Here is an 18,260-nt window from a genome sequence, read left to right as displayed (position 1 = left end):
CTCGCGCGGCGAGTTGAGCTTTCGCTACTTCGCCTTCTCGAGAACCTCGACCAGCCGCCACCGCTTGGTGGCCGACGTCGGCCGAGTCTCCATCAACGAGACGCGGTCGCCGATACCGGCGTCGCCGTTCTCGTCGTGCGCCTTGACCTTCTTGGTGGTCCGGATGATCTTGCCGTAGAGCGGGTGGCTCTTACGATCTTCCAGCTCGACCACGATGGTCTTCTGCATCTTGTCGCTCACCACGTAGCCGATGGCGGTCTTACGACGGCCGCGCGGCTTCTCGGTGGCCGGGGTGTGCTTGGGGCCCTTGGTCTCTGCCATTACGAATCCTCACCAACGGGTCCGGAAGCCAGACCCAACTCACGTTCACGCAGCACGGTGTAAACCCGTGCAATCTCCTGGCGCACGACGCGCAGCCGACGGTTGTTGGCCAGCTGACCGGTCGCCATCTGGAAGCGCAGGTTGAACAGCTCTTCCTTGGACTCGCGCAGCTTCGCCGTCAACTCGGTGTCGGACAGTTCACGCAGCTCACCAGGCGTAGTTCCCACTGCCATCAGAACTGCTCCTCTCGACTCACGATGCGTGCCTTGATCGGCAGCTTGTGGATTGCGCGAGTCAGTGCTTCCTTGGCGATCTTCTCGTCCGGGTAGCTGATCTCGAACAAAATGCGGCCCGGCTTGACGTTGGCGACCCACCACTCCGGCGAACCCTTACCGGAACCCATGCGGGTCTCGGCGGGCTTCTTGGTCAGCGGACGGTCCGGGAAGATGTTGATCCACACCTTGCCGCCACGCTTGATGTGCCGGTTGATGGCGATACGAGCGGACTCGATCTGCCGGTTGGTGATGTAGGCGTGGCCGAGGGCCTGGATGCCGTAGTCACCGAAGCTCACCGACGTGCCACCGCTGGCGATGCCACGCTGGCGCGGGTGGTGCTGCTTGCGGTGCTTGACCTTACGGGGAATCAGCATGGTTTAGCTCTCCGTGCTCTCAGCGGCCGGCGCTGCCTCAGCAGCGACAACCTCAGTAGCGGCGGGCGCATCTCCGGTGGCGGCGCGGCCGGCTTCGGTGCTCGTCGCCGTGGTGCCCGAGGAACCGCTACGACGCGGCCGGGTGCCCGACGGACGCTCACGACGCGGCCGGTCGCTGGCCGGTGCGGCGGCGGTCAGCTCACGCTTACCACCGACGATGTCGCCCTTGTAGATCCACACCTTCACGCCGATCCGGCCGAAGGTGGTCTTGGCCTCGTACAGGCCGTAGTCGATGTCCGCGCGCAGCGTGTGCAGCGGAACCCGACCCTCGCGGTAGAACTCCGAGCGGCTCATCTCAGCACCACCGAGGCGGCCCGAGCACTGCACCCGGATGCCCTTTACGTTGGGCTGACGCATCGCCGACTGGATCGCCTTGCGCATCGCGCGGCGGAACGCCACACGGTTGCTCAGCTGCTCGGCAACACCCTGGGCAACGAGCTGTGCCGTCGACTCAGGGTTCTTCACCTCGAGGATGTTGAGCTGAACCTGCTTGCCGGTCAGCTTCTCCAGGTCGGCACGGATGCGGTCGGCCTCGGTGCCGCGGCGACCGATGACGATGCCGGGACGCGCGGTGTGGATGTCAACGCGAACCCGGTCGCGGGTGCGCTCGATCTCCACGTCGGCGATGCCTGCACGCTCAAGACCAGTGGCCAGCAGACGCCGGATGGCGACGTCTTCCTTCACGTAGTCCTTGTACTGCTTGTCGGCGTACCAGCGGGACTTCCACTCGGTGGTGATACCGAGCCGGAAACCGTGGGGATTGATCTTCTGGCCCACTACTCCGAGCCTCCCTTCGTCTCGGCCGTGCCCTTCGCAGCAGCAGCCTTGCTGCCCTGCGCACGACGGCTGCGCGCGGATGCGGCGGCCGCACCCTTTTGCTTGGGCGGACGGCTCTCAACGATCACCGTGATGTGGCTGGTCCGCTTGCGGATCCGGAACGCGCGCCCCTGGGCACGCGGACGGATGCGCTTGGCGGTCGGACCCTCGTCGGCGGTGATGGTCGCAACCACCAGCGTCGTCGGGTCCAGGCCGTCGTTGTTCTGCGCGTTGGCCGCAGCGCTGGCGATCACCTTGGCGACCGGCTCGCTGGCACCCTGCGGCGCCCACCGCAAGATGTCGAGGGCTTCCTCGACGCTCTTGCCGCGGACCAGATCGATGACACGGCGGGCCTTGCTCGCCGAGACGCGCACGAAGCGCGCCCTGGCGGTTGCCGACGGGTATTCGATGACATTGCTGACTGTGGTACTCATCGCCGCTTGCTCTTCCGGTCGTCCTTGATGTGACCCTTGAAGGTGCGCGTCGGGGCGAATTCGCCGAGCTTGTGCCCGACCATCGCCTCGGTGACGAACACCGGGACATGCTTGCGGCCGTCATGCACCGCAAAGGTGTGCCCGATGAAGTCGGGGAGGATGGTCGACCGACGCGACCAGGTCTTGATGACCTGCTTGGTGTTTTTCTCGTTCTGAACGTCGACCTTCTTGAGCAGATGGTCGTCGACGAACGGACCCTTTTTGAGACTACGAGGCATCGCTGCTACTCCTTCCGCGGCCTAGCGCTTCTTGCCGGTGCGCCGGCGACGGACGATGAGCTTGTCGCTCGGCTTGTTGGGCTTGCGGGTGCGGCCCTCGGGCTTGCCCCACGGGCTGACCGGGTGGCGGCCACCGGAGGTCTTGCCTTCACCACCACCATGCGGGTGGTCAACCGGGTTCATGACGACACCACGGACGGTCGGGCGCTTGCCCTTCCACCGCATACGGCCGGCCTTGCCCCAGTTGATGTTGGCCTGCTCGGCGTTGCCCACCTCGCCGACGGTTGCGCGGCAGCGCACGTCGACACGACGGATCTCACCGGACGGCATACGCAGCGAGGCGTAGGTACCTTCCTTACCCAGCAGCTGGATGCTCACGCCGGCCGAGCGGGCGAGCTTGGCACCGCCACCGGGCCGCAGCTCCACAGCGTGGATCACGGTGCCGGCAGGGATGTTGCGCAGCGGCAGGTTGTTGCCGGGCTTGATGTCGGCGTTCGGCCCCTGCTCGATGACGTCGCCCTGCTTCAGACCCTGCGGCGCGATGATGTAGCGCTTCTCGCCGTCCAGGTAGTGCAGCAGCGCGATGTTCGCGGTGCGGTTGGGGTCGTACTCGATGTGAGCGACCTTGGCGTTGACGCCGTCCTTGTCATGGCGACGGAAGTCGATGAGGCGGTAAGCACGCTTGTGGCCGCCACCCTTGTGCCGGGTGGTGATGCGGCCGTGCGCGTTACGCCCACCGGTGCCGTGCAGCGGACGGATGAGCGACTTCTCCGGAGTCGAGCGAGTGATCTCGGCGAAATCGGAGACGCTCGAACCGCGACGACCCGGGGTCGTCGGCTTGTACTTGCGAATTCCCATATCAGTTAAATCCTCTTAGTTCCCGGCGTTACGCCGGGGCTCCGAAAAGCTCGATCGGCTTGCTGCCGGCGGCCAGGGTCACGATGGCGCGCTTGGTGTCCTTGCGCTTACCGAAGCCCGAGCGGGTGCGCTTGCGCTTGCCCTGCCGGTTGGCGGTGTTCACCGAGCTCACCTTGACGTCGAAGATCTTCTCGATGGCGATCTTGATCTGCGTCTTGTTGGAGTCCGGGTGCACGACGAACGTGTACACGTTGTCCTCGATCAGCCCGTACGACTTCTCCGAGATGACCGGGGCCAAGATGATGTCGCGGGGGTCGGTCACGGTAGCCATCAGGCCGACACCTCCTCTTTCTTCGTGTTGGCCTCGATGTAGGCGTTCAGCGCCTCGACCGAGAACACCAGGTCGTCGGCGTTGAGCACGTCGTAGGTGTTCAGCTGATCCGGCGAGATCACGTGCACACCAGGCAGGTTGCGAACGCTGCGGGCGCCGACCTCATCGGTGCGACCGATGATGACGAGCACCTTCTTGTTTTTGGCCGTGTTCTCGGCAACCAGCGAGCCCAGGAACGCCTTGGCGCTCTTGGTCGACGGGGTCTGACCCTCGACGAGCTCGGTGATCGCGTGGATGCGCTCGTTGCGGGCCCGGTCCGAGAGCGCACCGCGCAGAGCGGCGGCGATCATCTTCTTCGGGGTCCGCTGGCTGTAGTCGCGCGGCTGCGGGCCGTGGACGACGCCACCACCGGTGAACTGCGGTGCGCGGGTCGAACCCTGGCGGGCGCGGCCGGTGCCCTTCTGGCGGTACGGCTTCTTGCCACCACCGGACACCATGGCCCGCGTCTTGGTGGCATGCGTGCCCTGGCGCTTGGCGGCCAACTGTGCGTTGACGACCTGGTGCATCAGAGCGATGTTCGGCTCGACGTCGAACAGCGCGGCGGGCAGCTCCACGGAGCCGTCCTTCTTGCCTGCCGGCGTCTTCACATCAATTTTGAGAGTCATTACTTCTCGCCTCGCTTGATTGCGCTGCGGACAACCACCAGACCACCGTTGCGTCCGGGGATGGCGCCCTTGATCAACAGCACGCCGTTCTCGGCATCGACCTTGTGAACCTTGAGGTTCTGCGTGGTCACCCGGTCGTGGCCCATGCGGCCCGACATCCGGGTGCCCTTGAACACGCGGCCCGGGGTGGCGCAGCCACCGATGGAGCCGGGGCGGCGGTGCACTGCCTGGGCGCCGTGCGAGGCGCCCTGGCCGGCGAAGCCGTGACGCTTCATGGTGCCGGCGAAGCCCTTGCCCTTGCTGGTGCCGGTCACGTCGACGTAAGCACCGTCGGCGAAGATCTCGGCGGTCAGCTCCTGGCCCACCTCATACTCGGCGGCAGCAGCCTCGTCGACCCGGAGCTCAGCCAGGTGGCGGCGCGGGTTGACACCCGCGGCGGCGAACTGACCGCTGACGGGCTTGTTGACCTTGCGCGGGCTGATCTCGCCATAAGCAAGCTGCACGGCGCTGTAGCCGTCGCGCTCGGGGGTACGGATAAGGGTCACCACGTTGGGGCCGGCCTTGACGACCGTCACCGGGACGACTTTGTTGTTCTCATCGAACACCTGCGTCATGCCCAGCTTGGTGCCCAAAATGCCTTTTCTAGCCATTTTTCTCGGGTCTCCTACTGGATGTTGACGTCGACACTGGCCGGCAGATCGATACGCATGAGCGCGTCAACCGTCTTCGGCGTCGGGTCGAGGATGTCGATCAGTCGCTTGTGGGTACGCATTTCGAAATGCTCCCGCGAGTCCTTGTACTTGTGCGGCGACCGAATCACGCAGTACACGTTCTTCTCGGTCGGCAGCGGCACGGGGCCCACCACACTGGCACCGGTACGGGTGACCGTCTCGACGATCTTGCGCGCCGAGGCATCAATGGCCTCATGGTCGTAGGCCTTGAGCCTGATGCGGATCTTCTGTCCCGCCACGCTTCTCCTACCTCTACTTCGTACATCGGCCGGCCGTATCGAAGCCTCGATGGGAAAACCCACCGAAACCCGTCGGGCCTGGTCCCCGGCGCGGGTGCGCCGAGTATTTGCCGCCGCTGTTTACCTGTCTGTGGTCCACCGGCCCCCGCGGTCGGGCGTGTCGCCTTCGCGCACATTTTCTCGCCCTGAAAATCAGTCGCGATCTAATGTTGGGACCGGATGCGCCCGTGGGGGCGCGGGTCGGATGCCCGGCCAGGAATACCCGGCTCAAGGCAACCCGAACAGTATGCCTTAGATCCGGGCGTGCTCCAAATCCGCGATCGAGCAGGTCGGGGCCCGTCGATGCGGCCAGACGCATCGAGCCTCCAACTCGCGGATTTCCCAGTGTTTTCCGACCTCGGACACCCGCCGGCCGGCCCTGTCCGCGCAGGTGGCGCCGCGGCGGAAGAAGATCGCGCTGCGGACCGCTCGACCGAACTTACTTCTGAGTAAGGTATGGCGCATGACGCAGTCTCCCGTGAGGACACCCAGCGCTACCTATAGAGCATGGAAGAAGCTGTCACCGCTTCCCGGAGGCAGCTGGGCCTTCTCCGCCGCAGCCATGGCCCGGGTGCCCTACTTCGCGTCGATCCTCCCCCACGTCGTCCGGATGGAACCGGGGCTGGCCGAGGTGACGGTGCCGAAGTGGTTCTACGTCTACAACCATCTGCACACCGTGCACGCCATCGCGTCGTGCAATGCCGCCGAGATGGCGATGGGCATGCTGATGGAGGCCACTGTGCCGACAACGCACCGCTGGATCCCCAAGGCCATGAACGTGCAGTACCTCGCCAAGGCCACCACCTCGCTGCGGGCCCGCGCCGAGCTGACGCCCCCGGATTTCGGCAGCATCACCGAAGGCACCGACATCGTGGTGCCGGTCAGCATCACCGACCGCCACGGCGTCGAGGTGGTGCACGCCGACATCACCTCCTGGGTGACGCCGGCCTAGGCGCTGAGCGTGCACTCAGATCGCGATTTGCGCCGAAACCGCGATCTGAGCGCACAGTCGCGTTAGTCCAGATAGGTGCCGTGCCCCTCGCGCACGAGTACACCGTCGAACAGCAGCACCTCGTTGACCAGCCCGCCGTTCTGATTGCGGTAATGGATCACCAAGGCCGATTCGCCGCGGTAGGTCGCCAGCACCTCGAACTGCAGATCCGGCATGCCGGCCAGCGCCGTCGTCCAGTAGTGGCGCAACGAGTCCTTGCCCCGCACCACACCCCCGGTCTCGGGAAAGAGGCGCGCCGCTACCGGCGAACTGAACAACACATCGTCGTGGAAGTGGGCGAGTACCGCGTCCACGTCGTGCGCGTTCCACGCACGCACCCATTCCTCGGCGAACGCCTGCGGATCCGGTGTCGCCATCGAGTTCACTTCTCCCTCAGACCGGCCCAGAACGGGCATTGATGCTCCTGTGCGTAACCATTGTCGACGCGACTACCGTCGGCCTGCAACGAAATTCGGCCGCCGTCGAATTCAGGCCAATCGGGCTGCCCCTCGACCGCCGGCTCGCCGGTGCGCACGAAAGCGCTCCAGTAGTCGATCATCTGGTCCGAAAGTCGCTGCTGCGCCGGGTCCAACGGCGGCGCCCCGCCGACGTCGAACAGGTAGCGAAGCTCCAGCGAGTGACTGGCTCCGACCGGGAAGGGCAGCGTTCGCATGACCTCCGGCGCCGGGGCAGAGCGATCGTTGAACTCGTAGGCGTAGACCGGTCCGGTGCGCGAGAGCTCACCGGCCATCCGCTCCGACACGCAGGCGAATTCGCCGTCGGTGACCGCCGCCGAATATGCCTGCGCCACACCGCCGTACCGGTCGACGGGGTAGTGTGCGCCGACGGCCGCGGCATCGGCACCGAACGTCTCGGACAGCAGCCGCGGGTAATCCCCCGCGACATAGCGCTGCCCCAGACGCAGGTAGCGCAACGCCACGAAGAGCGTGAACTCATCGCGGGTGGTGCCGATGAGCACCGGCACCGGTTCGGCCCGATCCGATGCGAACGCCGCCAGCGGGGCCTGCGGAATCACAGTCGACCCGGTGACCGGACCGGTCAGCTCGTCACTGCCGATATTGAAGAACCACACCGGTTTCCGCAGGCTGTCCACCGGCAGGGCCCGCAGGCAGGTGGCCGCCACCGCAGGATCGGGACATCCGGCAGCGGCCGCGTAATCGAGCGATCGGCGAGCCGCGGAGGCGAGGTCGGCCTGAGCCTGGCACGGTGCGCTCATCAGGATCGCGGCTCGGAACAATCCCGCCGAGCCCGGCGACACCAGGTGGTCACACACCGACATGCCGCCCGCGGATTCACCGGCGACGGTGACCTTTTCCGGATCGCCGCCGAAGTCGGCGATGTTGTCGCGCACCCAGCGGAGCGCCGCCTGCTGGTCGGCCAGACCGTAGTTGCCGACGTCCCCACCGACGCCCAGGGCAGGGTGGGCCAGGAAGCCCAGTGTGCCGAGGCGGTAGTTGATCGTCACCACGACGATGTCGCCGCGCGCGGCCAGTCGTCCCGCGTCGTAGATGCCACTGCTGCCGCCGGCGAACGCGCCGCCGTGGATCCAGACCATGACGGGACGCTTCTCCTCCGAGACCGGCGGCGTCCACACGTTCAGGTTCAGGCAGTCCTCGGCCGTGTTGGCTCCGCGTTCGGGATCGGAATCGGGGTCCTGGATGCACCGCGGGCCCGGGCGGGTGGCGTCGCGCTCACCCGGCCAACCCGGCGTGGGGACCGGTGCCGCGAATCGCATGGCGCCCACCGGCGCGGCGGCGTACGGCACCCCGGCGAACAACCGATGGTCGGATACCACTGTGCCGCGCAAGGTTCCGGCCGCGGTCCGGACCACTGCCGGGTCCGGCCCTTGCACCAGGCCGGGCGGAGGGTCAGCTGAACGGCTGGGCGTCGCCGCCCGGCCGCCACCTCGGGCACAGCCTCCCACCAGCATGGCCAACACTGCCAGCAACGCGACGACGCGACGCCCGGACCGCATGGCTGCGAGCGTACGGGGCCGATCGGCATAATCGACTCCCTTACGTGGCGCCGATCACATATGGTGGCAATTGACACCCGTCAAGTTCTGCCAGTGAGGAGTCTGTATGAGCGCGCCGACAATGGATGACGCCGCGAAGGTGCTCGCCGATCCGACGGCTTACGCCGACGATGCACGCCTGCACACCGCGCTGACCCACCTGCGCGCCAACAACCCGGTGGCCTGGGTCGACAATCGGCCCTACCGGCCGTTCTGGGCCATCACCAAGCACGCCGACATCATGGCCATCGAGCGGGACAACGAGCTGTTCATCAGCGAGCCCCGGCCCCTGCTGGCCACCGCGGCCGCCGACGATCTCGCCAAGCAACAGCTCGAGGCCGGCATGGGCCTGCGCACACTGATCCACATGGACGACCCGCACCACCGCAAGGTCCGGGCGATCGGGGCAGATTGGTTCCGCCCCAAGGCAATGCGTGACCTCAAGGTCCGGGTGGACGAGCTCGCCAAGCGGTATGTCGACAAGATGCGCGATATCGGGCCCGAGTGCGATTTCGTCACCGCGATCGCCGTCGACTTCCCGCTCTACGTGATCATGTCCCTGCTCGGGCTCCCCGAAGAGGACTTCGCCCGCATGCACATGCTGACCCAGGAGATGTTCGGCGGCGACGACGACGAGTACAAGCGCGAGGGGGGCTCACTGGAAGACCAGCTCGCCGTACTGATGGACTTCTTCGCCTACTTCTCGACGCTCACCGCGTCCCGCCGCGCCAACCCGACCGCGGACCTGGCGTCGGCGATCGCCAACGGCACCATCGACGGGGTACCGCTGTCCGACGTCGACACCGCGTCGTATTACGTGATCGTCGCCAGCGCGGGGCACGACACCACCAAGGACGCGATCTCCGGCGGACTCCATGCACTCATCGAGAACCCCGACCAGCTGGCCAGACTGAAGGCGCAACCCGATCTGATGGGCACCGCGGTCGAAGAGATGATCCGGTGGTCCACCCCGGTCAAGGAGTTCATGCGCACCGCCACCGCCGACACCACCGTGCGCGGTGTACCGATCGCCAAGGGCGAATCCGTCTACCTGGCCTACGTTTCCGGCAATCGTGACGAAGAGATCTTCGACAACCCGCATCGCTTCGACGTCGGGCGGGATCCGAACAAGCACCTGGCATTCGGATACGGCGTGCACTTCTGCCTGGGCGCTGCGCTGGCCAGGATGGAGATGAACAGCTTGTTCACCGAGCTGCTCAGTCGGCTGGATTCCATCGAATTGGCCGGGACGCCAGAGCTTTCCGCGACCACGTTCGTCGGTGGGCTCAAGCACCTGCCGATTCGTTACTCGCTGCGCTGAGCCTGCTCGGTCCGCCGGTGGGTGGCCAGGAAGCCATCCACCGCGGACTGCACGCAACTGGTGTAATCGAACTCGGCCAGCGTGCTGAGCTTACCCAACACGATCGGCCCCAGCAGTAGCGCGGCGGCCTGCGTCCGATCCACCTCGCCGAGTTCGTCGACCGCCTCGGGACTGTCGAAAATCGCCTCGAACGGCAGCGCGTACTGCTCGGCCACTCGCTCACGCAGGGTCCGCACCTCCGGGCTGTCACCCGACCGCCAGGGCAATTGCTCCATGTCGCCACCCAGTGCCAGCCAGGACATCGCGGTGATGCTGATCGGCGCCTCGGCGATCAAGTCGGCCTGCGCCTGAACCAGGGCGATCAGCCGATCGCGGAGCGTGCCGTCCGCCGGCGGCATCGGCGCGGCCGGGATGAGTGCGCGAAATGCCGCTGCCAGCAAGTCATTTCCGCTCGGGAAGTGTCGGTACAGCGTTGCCCTGGCCACATTCGCGGCCCTGGTGACCGCGTCCACCGTCACCGCACTGGGACCGCCCGACCGCAACAGCGTCGTCGCCGCCTCGAGCAACCGGGCCCGGGATCGGGCCGGACGCGGGTCACTGCTTTCGGCGGTCATGCGCCAACACCTCCATAAAAACAGACTTACCGTCTCGCTACGAGACTGATAGTCTCGAAACTTCACCGACGGAGGAGGCGCAGCATGTCTGACACCCTCGTCGATTCTGGCCAGGATATAGATCCCGGCCTGTCCTATCTGTCGATCCGGAAGCGATACTGGCTGCTCGCGGTCGCCTGCATGGACGTCTCCATCGTGATCGCCTCGATGGTGGCCCTGAACGCCGCGCTGCCCGACATCGCCCGACTGACCGCCGCCACCCAGGCACAACTCACCTGGGTGATCGACGGTTACACCCTGGTGCTGGCCTGCCTGCTGCTCCCGGCCGGGGCGATCGGCGACCGCTATGGCCGCCGCGGCGCGCTGCTGACCGGCCTCGTGGTCTTCGTCCTGGCCTCGGCGGCACCCCTGCTTTTCGACGATCCCTTACACCTGATCATTTCCCGTGCGGTGGCCGGGGCCGGCGCCGCCTTCATCATGCCGGCGACCCTGTCCCTACTCACCGCGGCATTTCCGAAATCCGAGCGCAACAAGGCAGTTGGGATCTGGGCCGGCGTCGTCGGATCGGGCGCCGTCTTCGGCTTCCTGATCACCGGTGGGTTGCTGCACTTCTGGGGATGGCAGTCCATCTTCACAACCTTCGCCGTCGCCGGTGTCGGGCTGTTCATCCTGACCTGCACCGTGTCCTCCTCCCGGGATGAGGACGCGACACCGCTGGACTGGATCGGCGCGCTGCTCATCGGCACGGCGGTAGCGGCCTTCGTGCTCGGGGTGCTCGAGGCCCCGGTGCGGGGTTGGACTCACCCGATGGTGTGGGGCTGCATGACCGGTGGAATCGCCCTGGCGGCGGCGTTCACCGGCGCGCAGCTCAAGAGCCGGCACCCGCTGCTCGATGTCCGGCTGTTCAGGAAACCCGACTTCGCCACCGGCGCGGTGGGAGTGACGTTCCTGTTCTTCGCAAACTTCGGCTATTTCTTCGTCAGCATGCAGTACATCCAACTCGTCATGGGGTACAGCCCGATTCAGACGGCAATCGCCCTGTGCCCGTTGATACTTCCGCTACTCCTCCTGAGCACCACCACCCACCTCTACCTGCCACGACTGGGATTGCGCCTGTGCGTGTCGATCGGGCTACTGATGATCGCGGTCGGGCTGATGTGCATGCGGCTGCTCGAAGTGGACTCCACCTATCTCGACTACGCCTGGCCCCTGTTAATCATGAGCACTGGTATGGGATTGTGTACCGCACCAACGACTTCGGCCATCATGGGAGCCGTTCCCGACGAGAAACAAGGCGTGGCCTCCGCGGTCAACGACACCACTCGGGAAGTCGGTGCCGCCCTGGGCATCGCGGTGGCCGGCTCGATCCTGGCCGCCCAGTATCAGAATCACCTGGGGTCCAAGTTGACCGGACTACCCGCCGAAGTACGCGAGCACATCCTCAGCTCACTGGCCGAGGCACTCACCGTGGCCGGGCAACTGGGTCCGCAGGGCACAGCCGTAGGCGGGCTGGCCAAGCAGGCATTCCTGGAAGCGACGAACTCGGCCCTGCTGGTGATGGCAGCGGTCCTGGCGGTGGCGGCGGTGTTCGTCGGGATCTGGGCTCCGGGCCGCGACGGTGAGCAGCTCCGAGTGATCCGGCGGCTCAGGTCGCCAGGAACTCCGCAGCCCGATGACCGATCATGGCAATGGTCGCGTGCGGGCCGCGGCTGGTGATGGCCGGCATGATCGACCCGTCGACCACCCACAGATTCTCGACGCCCAGCACCCGGCAGGTCGGATCCAGCACTGCCTGCACGCCGGTGCCCATCGGCGCCGTACCGGCCAGATGCTGCGATGTCGACCACGAAGCCTCACCGACTTCTGCTGTGTTACTGACCAATTCACGAGCCAGTTCCGCGCCACGGCGCAAAGCGTCGACATCCTCTGCCACCGTGTCATACCGATGCTCGATCACCGGTGCCACCGTCGGGTCGGCCGATGCCAACCCGACCCGGCCCCGTGAGTGCGGGCGCATCAGCGCCACCCCGAGGTGCGGAAGTTCGGCAGGATCGTGCCCCGGCCCGTGCACCATGGCCGAAAAACCTGCGGTGTAGGGACGCACTTCGATGCCGTCGTCGGTGGTCAGCACAGCCTCCAGCGGCGGCAGGTCGTGAGTCGGCGTCCACGAGACCGGCAGTACCCATTCCGGATGGTCCACAGTGTGCATGCCGACCGGCAGATCGGAAACCACCTCGATGCCGAGCGCTTCGAGCTCTGCCGCCGGCCCGATGCCCGACAGCAGCAGCAGGTGGGCTGATCCAATTGCTCCAGAACACAGCACAATTCGATCGGCACCGAGCACAGAGCCGTCTTCGCACTGCACTCCGACGGCCTGGTTCGCGCGGAACAGCACGCGGTGGACCCGGGTGTCGGTCACCAGCTGGAGATTGGGCCGCCCCAGCGCGGGTTGCAGATAGGCACCACCCGGACCAACCCTGTTGCCGCCGTTGATGTTCAGCGGAACGGCACCGACCCCCGCCGGGAGTGCCGCCGCAGCGGTGGACCCATTGAGGTCATCGATCCAGCCGAATCCGGTACCTATCGCTGCGTCGACGAAAGATGCTGTGCAACCGTCAAATTCGCGGACCCGCCGGACGGTGATCGGCCCGGCATCGCCATGCAGGGAGGTGTCGAAATCCAGATCCGTCTCGATGGCACGGAAGTGCGGCAGTACATCGTCCCAGCCCCACCCCGGCACGGCCCACCGGTCGAAGTCTCCTGGCAGCCCCCGGCAGAAATAACCGCCATTGACCGCACCGGAGCCACCCACCACCGATCCCCGGATGATCTCGGCGTGCCGGGGCGGGTGTTCGGTCAGTACCGAGGCATAGTGACGGACCACCGAACTCGCCGCCCCGATCGGCAGGCGCAGCGCATCGGTGATCTGCGCCGCCACCCGAGGGTCACTAGGCTCCGGACCGGCTTCCACGACCGTGACATGGCAGCTTGGATCAACGGAAAGCCGTTCAGCCAGAATTGATCCGGCGCTTCCGGCACCGACGATCAGGACGTCTCGCTCCAACTCGGGTTAGCTCCGAAGCTGTGGCTTGAGCGCGCCCAGCTGACGTTCACGCACCACACCGGTCCACAGGCCGATCCCGTAGGCGAGATCGTCCAGACGCTTGAGCAGGATGTGGGTCAGCAGGCCGACGGGCTTGGTGTCTTCGTCGGCATTGCCGCGTCGGGTCGCCCAGTCGACCACGCCGTCCAGCACCGCGGCCACCAGGACCGCGTGTCTGGCCCGCCGGAACATCAGGGCGGCGACGAGGGCGACCGGCCAGTAATGCCGACAGATCGCCGAACACAGCTGCAGAGCCGCCGACCACAGCCCCCGCGCGGTCACTGCGGCGACCTCGGTGGGTTCGGTATCGACCGTACTGAGGGACCGCGCGATGCGCCGGCCGGTGAAGATCGCGATCACCACCGAGCCCAGGTACCCGAAACACGACCCCATCGCGAGCAGCAGCCAGACCATCAGCGTCCACCCGGAGATCACCACAGGGGCCGTCTTACCTGGATGGCGGACCGTCAACGGAGCTGCCGAAGTGCCGTAGAAAGCCTTGCGGTTGAACCACTCTCGCAGGTCTGTCCGGTGATCGTGGGCAACCAGCGCGATGGGCTCATAACGCAGGCGGGACCCGGTTTCGACCAGGCGCCAGCACAGATCGACATCCTCACCGGACTGCATGGTCTCGTCGAAGCCGCCCACCGCGGCCAGCGCCGCGCGCCGGCAGATGATCGCCGCGCTGGGTACGTAGGACACCGGGCCATAGGGCACCACCGGTGCCTCGCGCACCCCGAGGTCCAGGGACGAACGCACCGCCTCGTACCTGGCCACCACATTGTCGGCGGTGTGCAGTCCGACGATGCGGGGTGCGACCAGCGCCACGGCCGGGTCGCAGAAGTGGCCGAGCAACGCCTCGAGCCACCCACGCCGCGGCACGACGTCCGAGTCGAGGAATGCGACGAAATCGGTCTCCGTCGCGGCGAGGCCGGTGTTGCGGGCGGCCGCCGGGCCGTTGCTGCGGAAGTGCCGGAGCACCTGCACGTCGCAGTGCATCCCGGCGAATTCTGATTGCGAGACCGGAACCGCCGAGCCGTCGTCGACCACGATCACCCGAAGGCCCCGCAACGCCGAGATGAGCCGGTGCAGACCGGATACGTTGTCGCGCACCGGGATAATGACCGTCACATCACGGTGGGACGGACCGCTGGGCGGACGGGGATGGGCGACCGTGGCGTCGAGCAAAGTCCGGGCCAGTTGCGCACTCTGCGCGTCGTGGACCTCGAGACGGCCGCCGTTGAGCATGGTCTGCGCCGTCGGCGCCAGCCGCAGCAACCGGGTCGGCGACCCGCCGAGTAGGGCCGCGCCGGCCCCCAGCACCTTGACACGGCGATCCACCTGTACGGCAAAACCGTCGGGCAGCCTCGGTCCGGTCATGTCAGCAATCCGTTCCGGTCCGGTTGCCACCGCCGTATCCGACCGGCACAGCCGTTGACCATCTCAGCAAAGATACGCTCCCCCTCGGCAGCCGTGGCGGTTGTCGGGTCACCCAGCACCCCGACTTCGCTGACGGCCGCGATCCCGCCACTGCGCATCGCCGGCATGAGCTCGGCCAGCGGGGCGGTGTTCCCGGGAGCTAGGCCGTCAGCCCAGACATCGCCGGGCGAAATATGTAGCAATACAGATGTTTCGGTATGCCCCGCGTGTGCGTCGGCGCCCGCGGCGATGCACGGGACCCAGCCGACGTCGCGGCTCTCCTGGCGCAACAGGGCCACCGCAGCGGCCAGCGCCTCCACATTCCCCCCGTGACCATTGACGAACACCAGACGCGACGTCCAACTCAATGCGGAACGCCCGTACTCCAGCAGCAACAACCGCAGGGCCGCGGTGCCGATCGACACCGTGCCGGGGAACCCCTCGTGCTCGCCGCTGGCCCCGTAATGGACAGGCGGCGCGACCACCCAGTCACCGGACGACGCGTCATCGACGTGCTCGAGCAGCGCATGCGAGACTGCGGCGGCGATGCGCGTGTCGGTGTCCAGAGGCAGGTGCGGGCCATGTTGCTCGGTAGAGCCCACTGGGACGATCAACATTGGCGACATGCTGCGTAGCTGTCTCGACGTTGAGTTCCCGAGCCCGCTGGGGAAAGCCACGTGCCGATGGTAGGCCCAATTCACCTACTGTGCGCCAATTGTTGGAGCACAGGCAGCAATTGATTTGCCGTAGCTTTCCCGGCACCGGTCGTGAACATCACGTACGTCTCTCCCGCCACCCCTGTCACGCTGCACCTCAGGGTGAACGTCAGTGTCAGGCGCGCGGCACACCGAGGGTTCGGGTGAAGCCCTCCGGAACCAGGATGTCCTCCGGCGTCAGGTCGTGGATCGACGACTTGCCCAGCCCGCGCAGCGCGGAGTCGATGCCGCCGCTGAGGATGTCCAACACGTTCTCGACACCCGCCTGGCCGTTGGCGGCCAGACCCCACAGATAGGCGCGGCCGATCATGACGGCCCGGGCGCCCAGCGCCACGGCCTTCACGACATCGCTGCCCCGGCGGATCCCACCGTCCAGCAAAACCTCGACCTGATCCCCCACCGCGTCGGCGATGGCAGGCAGGCAGCGGATCGCCGCGGGCGTGCCGTCCAGGTTGTTGCCGCCGTGATTGGACACCGTGATCGCCGAAACACCCGCATCCACGGCACGTTTGGCGTCGTCAACCCGCACCATTCCCTTGAGCAGGAAAGGACCGCCCCACTGCTCCCGCAACCAGGCGATGTCCTCCCAGGTCGGGGGCGGGGTACCCATCCACTGCCCGTAGGCCTCGAAGAACGTCGGCCCCGGCTCGCCGGCGCGACCCTGGTTCGGCACCCGCAGGTCCGGCGGACGCAGGTGCTTGCCGAAGCTCCAGAGCCAGCGTGGCTTGGTGAGCACCTCCGGAGACATCCGCAGCATCGTGCGCAGATCCATTCGCTCCGGGATCTTCGGGCTACCCCAGTCGCGGCCGTGGCTGAAGCTCCAGTCGGTCGTGGCGATGAGCCCGACGGCGCCGGCGTCCTTGGCCCGCTGCACGCGCTCGGCGATCTCGTCGCGCGACCCGAGCCAGTAGATCTGGAAGAAGATCTTGTCGTTGACGGCGGTGACTTCCTCCATCGGCTTGCTGGCGAAGGAGGACAGTCCCATGGCCGTGCCGCGTGCTGCGGCGGCCCGGGCGACGGCCACCTCACCGTCGGGGTCGACGGCCTGCACGCCGGTCGGCGAGATGATGACGGGCATCGAAATGTCCTGCCCCATCACCGTTGTCGCCATTTCACGCTTCTCCGTGGCACCCACCACGTGCGGCGCGAAACCGAGCTCGGCGAACGACTCCACGTTGTCGGAGACCGTCACGCCCTTCTCGCTGGCAGAGATCAGCGAGGAGTAGGCGGACTTGGGCAGCCGCTTCTTCGCCCGCTGCTGGGCAATGGCGACGGTCTCGAACCAGGTATCACGAGCCATGGGGTTACACCGGACTTTCGTTACAGATGCGGGCGGGCGGCTTGGTCAGCAACTTCAGTGCGACCGGGCCCTGCTTGGTGCCGCGGGAGTGGTCACCGCTGGGCTTGGGTTTGACGCGCTCGGCCGCGAGGGCAGGCTCACCCCAGCCTTCGACGCACTCGGGATCCGGCCCGTCCATCGGCAGACCGGTGAAGAACTTGGCAGCCATGCAGCCGCCGCGGCAGGCGTCGTAGTGTCCGCAGCCGCTGCAGGCGCCGGCCGACTGGGGCTCGCGCAGTTCGCGGAAGAGCGGGGAGTTCTGCCAGACGTTCTGGAATCCGGCGCCGAAACCGGTGTCTTCCAGAATGTTTCCGGCCAGGAACTTGTCGTGGATGGCGAACGGGCAGGCGTAGACGTCGCCCACCGGGTCGATCAGGCACACCACGCGGCCGGCGCCGCACAGGTTCAGCCCGGCCAGTGCACCGGGCTCACCCAGCCCCGACAGGTGGAAGAACGAGTCACCGGTCAGCACCCGCTCACCGCGGGCGACCAGCCAGTTGTACAGCTGGCGCTGCTGATCCGGGGTCGGGTGCAGCTCATCCCAGACATCGGCGCCACGGCCCGACGGGCGCAGCCGCGTGATCCGCAGCGTGGCACCGTAGCGATCTGCCAACGCCTTGAACTCGTCGAGCTGATCGACGTTGTGGCGGGTGACCACCACCGAGATCTTGGCGTCCGAAAAGCCGGCGGCGGCAAGGTTTTCCAGTGCACGCACAGCCATGTCGAACGAACCCTTGCCGCGCACCGCGTCGTTGACCTCGGCGTTGGCGCCGTCCAGGGAGATCTGCACATCGACGTAGTCGCTGGCAGCGAGTTTCGCAGCCACCTCGGGCGTGATGCGCACCCCGTTGGTCGAGAACTTGACGCCGACGTGGTGGGCGGTCGCGTAATCGACGAGTTCCCAGAAGTCCGGGCGCACAGTCGGTTCCCCACCGCCGATGTTCACGTAGAACACCTGCATGCGTTCTAGTTCGTCGATGATGTCCTTGCACTGCTGGGTGGACAGTTCACGAGGATCGCGCTTCCCCGACGAGGACAGGCAGTGCACACACGCCAGGTTGCAGGCGTAGGTGAGCTCCCAGGTCAGGCAGATGGGGGCGTCGAGTCCGTGTTCGAACTGCTCGACGAGCCTTGGAACAGGCGTGCGCACGGGCGCAACAGAAGTCATTGTGGATTCCCGGGGATGAGCATCTTCGACGACACCAGCACGCTCAGCGCGTGCAGGTAAGGGCCTTGGTCGGAGTCGGCGATACCGACCGCGCGACACGCGGACCGGGCGTCGAGGTGGTCAACTCACTGGC

22 protein-coding genes are annotated in these 18,260 nt (G+C 66.5%); 3 read left to right on the top strand and 19 right to left on the bottom strand.

What is annotated here, in order from left to right; all coding sequences use genetic code 11:
• Positions 1-24: 24 nt before the first annotated feature.
• The 11 genes from rpsQ to rpsJ are packed head-to-tail and all read right to left on the bottom strand — an operon-like array spanning position 25 to position 5,382.
• The gene (gene rpsQ, locus A5779_RS20655) at positions 25-321 is read right to left on the bottom strand and encodes a 30S ribosomal protein S17 (RefSeq protein ID WP_055109976.1); all 297 of its coding nucleotides are present in this window, start codon (positions 319-321) and stop codon (positions 25-27) included.
• Entirely contained in the window at positions 321-554 is a 234-nt protein-coding gene (rpmC, locus tag A5779_RS20650; RefSeq protein WP_055109978.1) for a 50S ribosomal protein L29, read from the bottom strand. Before rpmC ends, rpsQ begins: the two co-directional genes overlap by 1 nt.
• Positions 554-970, bottom strand: coding sequence for a 50S ribosomal protein L16 (gene rplP, locus A5779_RS20645; RefSeq protein ID WP_019348878.1), 417 nt, complete (start codon positions 968-970; stop codon positions 554-556). Before rplP ends, rpmC begins: the two co-directional genes overlap by 1 nt.
• Positions 971-973: 3 nt before the next feature.
• Positions 974-1,807: a 30S ribosomal protein S3 gene (gene rpsC / locus A5779_RS20640; protein WP_055109980.1), complete on the bottom strand. Its 834-nt coding sequence runs from the start codon at positions 1,805-1,807 to the stop codon at positions 974-976.
• Positions 1,807-2,280, bottom strand: a complete 474-nt coding sequence (rplV, locus tag A5779_RS20635) for a 50S ribosomal protein L22 (protein WP_064885137.1) — start codon at positions 2,278-2,280, stop codon at positions 1,807-1,809. The genes rpsC and rplV overlap by 1 nt, the downstream gene beginning before the upstream one ends.
• Positions 2,277-2,558 (bottom strand): 30S ribosomal protein S19, encoded by a 282-nt coding sequence (gene rpsS / locus A5779_RS20630; protein ID WP_003883480.1) that lies wholly within the window; start codon positions 2,556-2,558, stop codon positions 2,277-2,279. Before rpsS ends, rplV begins: the two co-directional genes overlap by 4 nt.
• A gap of 21 nt (positions 2,559-2,579) precedes the next feature.
• The gene (gene rplB / locus A5779_RS20625) at positions 2,580-3,416 is read right to left on the bottom strand and encodes a 50S ribosomal protein L2 (RefSeq protein ID WP_044516133.1); all 837 of its coding nucleotides are present in this window, start codon (positions 3,414-3,416) and stop codon (positions 2,580-2,582) included.
• A 28-nt stretch (positions 3,417-3,444) separates the two neighbouring features.
• Entirely contained in the window at positions 3,445-3,747 is a 303-nt protein-coding gene (rplW, locus tag A5779_RS20620; RefSeq protein WP_064885135.1) for a 50S ribosomal protein L23, read from the bottom strand.
• Complete coding sequence (rplD, locus tag A5779_RS20615) at positions 3,747-4,412, bottom strand: 50S ribosomal protein L4 (RefSeq protein ID WP_064885133.1); 666 nt, start codon at positions 4,410-4,412, stop codon at positions 3,747-3,749. The genes rplW and rplD overlap by 1 nt, the downstream gene beginning before the upstream one ends.
• Positions 4,412-5,062 carry a 50S ribosomal protein L3 gene (rplC, locus tag A5779_RS20610; RefSeq protein WP_064885131.1) on the bottom strand — a complete coding sequence of 217 codons (651 nt, stop codon included), beginning with the start codon at positions 5,060-5,062 and terminating at the stop codon, positions 4,412-4,414. The genes rplD and rplC overlap by 1 nt, the downstream gene beginning before the upstream one ends.
• Before the next feature lie 14 nt (positions 5,063-5,076).
• Positions 5,077-5,382, bottom strand: a complete 306-nt coding sequence (gene rpsJ, locus A5779_RS20605; RefSeq protein ID WP_003883485.1) for a 30S ribosomal protein S10 — start codon at positions 5,380-5,382, stop codon at positions 5,077-5,079.
• 502 nt (positions 5,383-5,884) lie between these two features.
• On the opposite strand from rpsJ, the gene A5779_RS20600 reads away from it, so the two are divergent.
• Positions 5,885-6,373, top strand: coding sequence for a hotdog fold domain-containing protein (locus A5779_RS20600; protein ID WP_064885129.1), 489 nt, complete (start codon positions 5,885-5,887; stop codon positions 6,371-6,373).
• Between the two features lie 62 nt (positions 6,374-6,435).
• On the opposite strand, the gene A5779_RS20595 is transcribed toward A5779_RS20600, so the two are convergent.
• Positions 6,436-6,789 (bottom strand): nuclear transport factor 2 family protein, encoded by a 354-nt coding sequence (locus tag A5779_RS20595; RefSeq protein ID WP_064885178.1) that lies wholly within the window; start codon positions 6,787-6,789, stop codon positions 6,436-6,438.
• Positions 6,790-6,794: 5 nt separating this feature from the next.
• On the bottom strand, positions 6,795-8,408 hold the full coding sequence (locus A5779_RS20590) for a carboxylesterase/lipase family protein (RefSeq protein ID WP_064885127.1): 1,614 nt from the start codon (positions 8,406-8,408) through the stop codon (positions 6,795-6,797).
• A gap of 106 nt (positions 8,409-8,514) precedes the next feature.
• Between A5779_RS20590 and A5779_RS20585 the strand changes: the two genes are divergently transcribed.
• On the top strand, positions 8,515-9,768 hold the full coding sequence (locus A5779_RS20585; RefSeq protein WP_064885125.1) for a cytochrome P450: 1,254 nt from the start codon (positions 8,515-8,517) through the stop codon (positions 9,766-9,768).
• On the opposite strand, the gene A5779_RS20580 is transcribed toward A5779_RS20585, so the two are convergent.
• A complete protein-coding gene (locus tag A5779_RS20580) occupies positions 9,753-10,382 on the bottom strand; it encodes a TetR/AcrR family transcriptional regulator (RefSeq protein WP_064885123.1) in 630 nt (209 codons plus the stop codon). The genes A5779_RS20585 and A5779_RS20580 overlap by 16 nt on opposite strands.
• A gap of 84 nt (positions 10,383-10,466) precedes the next feature.
• Between A5779_RS20580 and A5779_RS20575 the strand changes: the two genes are divergently transcribed.
• Positions 10,467-12,098, top strand: coding sequence for an MFS transporter (locus A5779_RS20575; RefSeq protein ID WP_064885121.1), 1,632 nt, complete (start codon positions 10,467-10,469; stop codon positions 12,096-12,098).
• Here A5779_RS20575 and mftG read toward each other — a convergent pair.
• From mftG to mftC, 5 genes are all read right to left on the bottom strand, one after another.
• Positions 12,028-13,446, bottom strand: a complete 1,419-nt coding sequence (mftG, locus tag A5779_RS20570) for a mycofactocin dehydrogenase MftG (RefSeq protein WP_064885119.1) — start codon at positions 13,444-13,446, stop codon at positions 12,028-12,030. The genes A5779_RS20575 and mftG overlap by 71 nt on opposite strands.
• A gap of 6 nt (positions 13,447-13,452) precedes the next feature.
• Positions 13,453-14,865, bottom strand: coding sequence for a mycofactocin biosynthesis glycosyltransferase MftF (gene mftF, locus A5779_RS20565; RefSeq protein WP_064885117.1), 1,413 nt, complete (start codon positions 14,863-14,865; stop codon positions 13,453-13,455).
• Complete coding sequence (mftE, locus tag A5779_RS20560; RefSeq protein WP_064885115.1) at positions 14,862-15,605, bottom strand: mycofactocin biosynthesis peptidyl-dipeptidase MftE; 744 nt, start codon at positions 15,603-15,605, stop codon at positions 14,862-14,864. The genes mftF and mftE overlap by 4 nt, the downstream gene beginning before the upstream one ends.
• A gap of 130 nt (positions 15,606-15,735) precedes the next feature.
• Positions 15,736-16,920: a pre-mycofactocin synthase MftD gene (gene mftD, locus A5779_RS20555; RefSeq protein ID WP_055109998.1), complete on the bottom strand. Its 1,185-nt coding sequence runs from the start codon at positions 16,918-16,920 to the stop codon at positions 15,736-15,738.
• Between the two features lie 4 nt (positions 16,921-16,924).
• Positions 16,925-18,127, bottom strand: coding sequence for a mycofactocin radical SAM maturase (mftC, locus tag A5779_RS20550; protein ID WP_064885113.1), 1,203 nt, complete (start codon positions 18,125-18,127; stop codon positions 16,925-16,927).
• Between the last annotated feature and the right edge of the window lie 133 nt (positions 18,128-18,260).

Source organism: Mycolicibacterium peregrinum (genome assembly GCF_001665625.1).
GTDB classification, from domain to species: Bacteria; Actinomycetota; Actinomycetes; order Mycobacteriales; family Mycobacteriaceae; genus Mycobacterium; species Mycobacterium peregrinum_B.
Note: the sequence above shows the minus strand (reverse complement) of the source record. Positions and strands in the feature narration are given on the sequence as shown.

Coding starts and splice junctions, on each gene's coding strand:
- rplP (WP_019348878.1), bottom strand. CDS start 970: ATGCTGATTCCCCGTAAGGTCAAGCACCGCAAGCAGCACCACCCGCGC.
- A5779_RS20595 (WP_064885178.1), bottom strand. CDS start 6,789: ATGGCGACACCGGATCCGCAGGCGTTCGCCGAGGAATGGGTGCGTGCG.
- rplW (WP_064885135.1), bottom strand. CDS start 3,747: ATGGCTACCGTGACCGACCCCCGCGACATCATCTTGGCCCCGGTCATC.
- rpsQ (WP_055109976.1), bottom strand. CDS start 321: ATGGCAGAGACCAAGGGCCCCAAGCACACCCCGGCCACCGAGAAGCCG.
- A5779_RS20585 (WP_064885125.1), top strand. CDS start 8,515: ATGAGCGCGCCGACAATGGATGACGCCGCGAAGGTGCTCGCCGATCCG.
- A5779_RS20600 (WP_064885129.1), top strand. CDS start 5,885: ATGACGCAGTCTCCCGTGAGGACACCCAGCGCTACCTATAGAGCATGG.
- mftF (WP_064885117.1), bottom strand. CDS start 14,865: ATGACCGGACCGAGGCTGCCCGACGGTTTTGCCGTACAGGTGGATCGC.
- mftC (WP_064885113.1), bottom strand. CDS start 18,127: ATGACTTCTGTTGCGCCCGTGCGCACGCCTGTTCCAAGGCTCGTCGAG.
- A5779_RS20590 (WP_064885127.1), bottom strand. CDS start 8,408: ATGCGGTCCGGGCGTCGCGTCGTCGCGTTGCTGGCAGTGTTGGCCATG.
- A5779_RS20580 (WP_064885123.1), bottom strand. CDS start 10,382: ATGACCGCCGAAAGCAGTGACCCGCGTCCGGCCCGATCCCGGGCCCGG.
- mftD (WP_055109998.1), bottom strand. CDS start 16,920: ATGGCTCGTGATACCTGGTTCGAGACCGTCGCCATTGCCCAGCAGCGG.
- A5779_RS20575 (WP_064885121.1), top strand. CDS start 10,467: ATGTCTGACACCCTCGTCGATTCTGGCCAGGATATAGATCCCGGCCTG.
- rplV (WP_064885137.1), bottom strand. CDS start 2,280: ATGAGTACCACAGTCAGCAATGTCATCGAATACCCGTCGGCAACCGCC.
- rplC (WP_064885131.1), bottom strand. CDS start 5,062: ATGGCTAGAAAAGGCATTTTGGGCACCAAGCTGGGCATGACGCAGGTG.
- rplD (WP_064885133.1), bottom strand. CDS start 4,412: ATGACTCTCAAAATTGATGTGAAGACGCCGGCAGGCAAGAAGGACGGC.
- rplB (WP_044516133.1), bottom strand. CDS start 3,416: ATGGGAATTCGCAAGTACAAGCCGACGACCCCGGGTCGTCGCGGTTCG.
- rpsS (WP_003883480.1), bottom strand. CDS start 2,558: ATGCCTCGTAGTCTCAAAAAGGGTCCGTTCGTCGACGACCATCTGCTC.
- rpmC (WP_055109978.1), bottom strand. CDS start 554: ATGGCAGTGGGAACTACGCCTGGTGAGCTGCGTGAACTGTCCGACACC.